Raw genomic sequence first — 2,931 nt, forward strand, 5'->3', positions numbered from 1 at the left:
CCCCTCTCCCCCTGGGAGAGGGGCTGGGGGGTGAGGGCTAGGCGGCGCTCTCTAGGCTCACCTGGAACACTTCGCTGAAGGCTTTTTCCACCTTGTAGCCGGAGTCGATGGTTTCCAAGGGATCCTTGCGCAGGCGGTGACGCAAACACAGGCTGATCACCCGACGGATATCGGCGACGGTGACCTCGCTCCGCCCTTCCAAAGCCGCCAGGGCCTTGGCAGCCCGGTTGGTGACAATGTCTCCGCGCAGCCCATCCACCTCCAAAGCCGCACATACTCCGGAGATCTTCAAGCGCAAATCGGGATCCACTGCCACGTTGGGCAAAAGATGTTGGGCTTTTTCGATGCGCTCCCGCAGGCGCTGCTGGGAATCGGCATACTTGGCCAAAAAAGCCTGGGGATCGGCGTCGAACTGGCTGCGCTCCTCCACGATCCGCACCCGCAGGGCGGCATCTCGCACCGTTTCGATCTGGACGAACATGCCAAAGCGATCCAGCAGTTGAGGCCGCAATTCCCCCTCTTCCGGGTTGCCGGATCCCACCAGCACAAACCGAGCCGGATGACGAATGGAAATGCCCTCCCGTTCCACGGTGTTCCAGCCTGAGGCCGCCGCATCCAGCAACACATCCACCAAGTGGTCATCCAGCAAGTTGACTTCATCCACGTAAAGGATGCCTCGATTGGCCTTGGCTAGTAGCCCTGGCTCAAAAGCCTTCACCCCCTGAGCTAAGGCCCGCTCAATGTCGAGAGTGCCACACACCCGGTCTTCCGTTGCCCCCAAGGGCAGATCCACCATCGGCACCTGGATCCAAGTGCTTTCCAGCGTTTCTCCCGCCTGCAGGCGCTCCCACACTTGATCGCTCATCAAGTCCCGCTGCCGCGGGTGGCTGTTGAAGGGATCCCCTTTCACCACCTCGATCCGGGGCAGCAGGTCGGCCAAAGCGCGAATGGTGGTGGATTTGCCCGTGCCGCGATCCCCCATGATCAGCACCCCGCCAATGCGCGGGTCGATCACGTTGAGGAGCAAGGCCAATTTCATCTCCTCTTGGCCGACGATGGCCGTAAACGGGAAAACCGGGCGACGTTCCAAATGCATAGGGGCAATAACCAACAATTCATCCCCATTATCCCAGAGGCCACTCCCTTCTGGGTGTCAGATAGGCTGGAAAGGGACTGGAACTGGAACCTAAAGACCAGTTTTCGGTCAAATGGAAAAGCAAGCTCAGTTGTCAGCGTGGACGACGCCCTGGGCTTTCACAGAGAGGAGCAGATAGGATCGAAGCCCGCGGGGTTCATCAGAGTGTTGAACCGGCGTGGGGCCGAAAGCTCACAAAAACCATAGGCAACCTGAGCAACAGTTGGCGGGTGGGGAGACATCAGCGGTGTCAGGCAAAGCAAGTCGGAGATGGTGGACGGCATTTCCAATCCAAAGCGTGGTCCAAAAAGGGCTGGTGGGTTTGATCTGGGTTTGCACTTGGATCCCTGTGCTGACTGTTTCTCTGGCCGTGGCCCAAACCCCCACCACCTCTGTGGTGTTGAGCGATGAGCAGGTAACAATGTACGCCCGTATCGTCTTGGAGATGGAGCCCCACCGGCAAGAGGCCCAAAAGCGCTCCCAAGCCACAAACGACCCAGCCAGCAAAGATCAAATCCGGCGAGAATTCATCCGCACCGCGACCGAGATCATCACTCGCCACGGTATGACTGTGCCTGACTACAACCGCATTACACTCTTGATCCGCTCCGAAGAGGGCAAAGCTTTGCAACAGCGCATTGAGGCCGAAATTCTCCGCCTGCAAAGCGAGGATCCCCAACCGCCAGTCCGATAAAAGTGACTGGTAAAAGTGACTGGGGCCGGAGAATGAAGATAGGCTGGAAGCGAACGTTGGTGTTCATCCAGGCGAGCGGGGGAAAAAGATGAACGAGCCCATGTCGCCGTCAGTACGGGCGGCTATCGAGCGGATGAAGTCTCGTTTGCGCATGACTCGTCGCTTTGGGTTTTGGTTCCAGGCAATCTTGGGGGCGACGGCGCTGCTGCTGTGGTTTGGCTTTTTAATCGGCCAAAATACCGTCTATCGAGATGACTCGCTGGGGGCTGTCATCGCCTTCTGGTTCACCTTGTTTACATTGCTCACCCTGGCAGCCGGTCTATTTTTCAACTGGCGCTACTTGCTCCACGCGGAGCGCCGCTCAGCCTCTGCTGATGCCCTAAGCCAATTGGATTTGCCCAAGCAGTTGCAGTTGGTCACCTATGTCAGCCTCATTGGGGCCTTCCTTGCTTTGATTGGTATGGAAGCCCAAGTGGGCGAGCTGTTGGCGCGCATGTTTTCCCGCACCCAGGCCAACCAGGTAACAGGAGTGCTGCTGCTGGCCGCCAATATCAATGTGACGTTTGCCCACTTCGTCTGCTTGGCAGGGGTTCTCTGGATTACCGGTGTCCTCGACCGCGAGCCCTAGCGCCGGATCCCTGGCCCAGTTTTGGGAGTCATTGGCATTTACGTTTTTGACCAGTGACAAGACGGCTTGTCGCTTTTGCCGGGGTATAGCAACAAACCCCCCAACCTGGGAGAGGAGCTGGGGGGAAGCACCTCGGCTCTGCCTGAGTTTCCTCCGGACAAGACCTCAGCAGGAGCGATGGCTTCACTTGAAGCCCACTGCCGCTTGCCAGACAAAGGCCAGCAGGAAAAACAGAACAGGGATGATCGGCAAAATGTCGATCAGCGGGTCAAACAATTCATAGCCTTCCGGCAAACTGGCCAGGAGCATCATCGCTGACATGGCAACAAACCTCAGGGGAAAACGCGGCTGAAGGAACTGCTTTTTTCAGAATCGAAATAGAGTGTAACATCACCAAGCAGGGATCCCGGCCAAGTTCAAGAAACTTGACATACCCCCCTGCCTACAGGCAAGGGATTCTGGTTCCTGGTTCTG

Annotated in this window: 4 protein-coding genes; 2 read left to right on the forward strand and 2 right to left on the reverse strand. The window is 57.6% G+C overall.

All coding sequences use genetic code 11. The features are described from left to right. Nucleotides 1-37 precede the first annotated feature (37 nt). Entirely contained in the window at nt 38-1,096 is a 1,059-nt protein-coding gene (gene bchI, locus NW819_RS10350; RefSeq protein WP_414350299.1) for a magnesium chelatase ATPase subunit I, read from the reverse strand. Nucleotides 1,097-1,484: 388 nt separating this feature from the next. Here bchI and NW819_RS10355 point away from each other — a divergent pair, with 388 nt between their 5' ends. Together NW819_RS10355 and NW819_RS10360 are read left to right on the forward strand one after the other, a co-directional pair. Then, entirely contained in the window at nt 1,485-1,829 is a 345-nt protein-coding gene (locus NW819_RS10355) for a DUF4168 domain-containing protein (RefSeq protein WP_414331953.1), read from the forward strand. Nucleotides 1,830-1,917: 88 nt separating this feature from the next. After that, nucleotides 1,918-2,457 (forward strand): DUF3611 family protein, encoded by a 540-nt coding sequence (locus tag NW819_RS10360; protein WP_414332564.1) that lies wholly within the window; start codon nt 1,918-1,920, stop codon nt 2,455-2,457. Nucleotides 2,458-2,640: 183 nt separating this feature from the next. Here the strand turns inward: NW819_RS10360 and NW819_RS10365 are convergent, their stop codons facing one another. After that, complete coding sequence (locus tag NW819_RS10365) at nt 2,641-2,778, reverse strand: photosystem II reaction center protein K (protein ID WP_414350277.1); 138 nt, start codon at nt 2,776-2,778, stop codon at nt 2,641-2,643. Nucleotides 2,779-2,931: the final 153 nt, after the last annotated feature.

It is taken from the genome of Synechococcus sp. R8-2 (assembly GCF_047461715.1).
Lineage (GTDB): Bacteria > Cyanobacteriota > Cyanobacteriia > Thermostichales > Thermostichaceae > Thermostichus.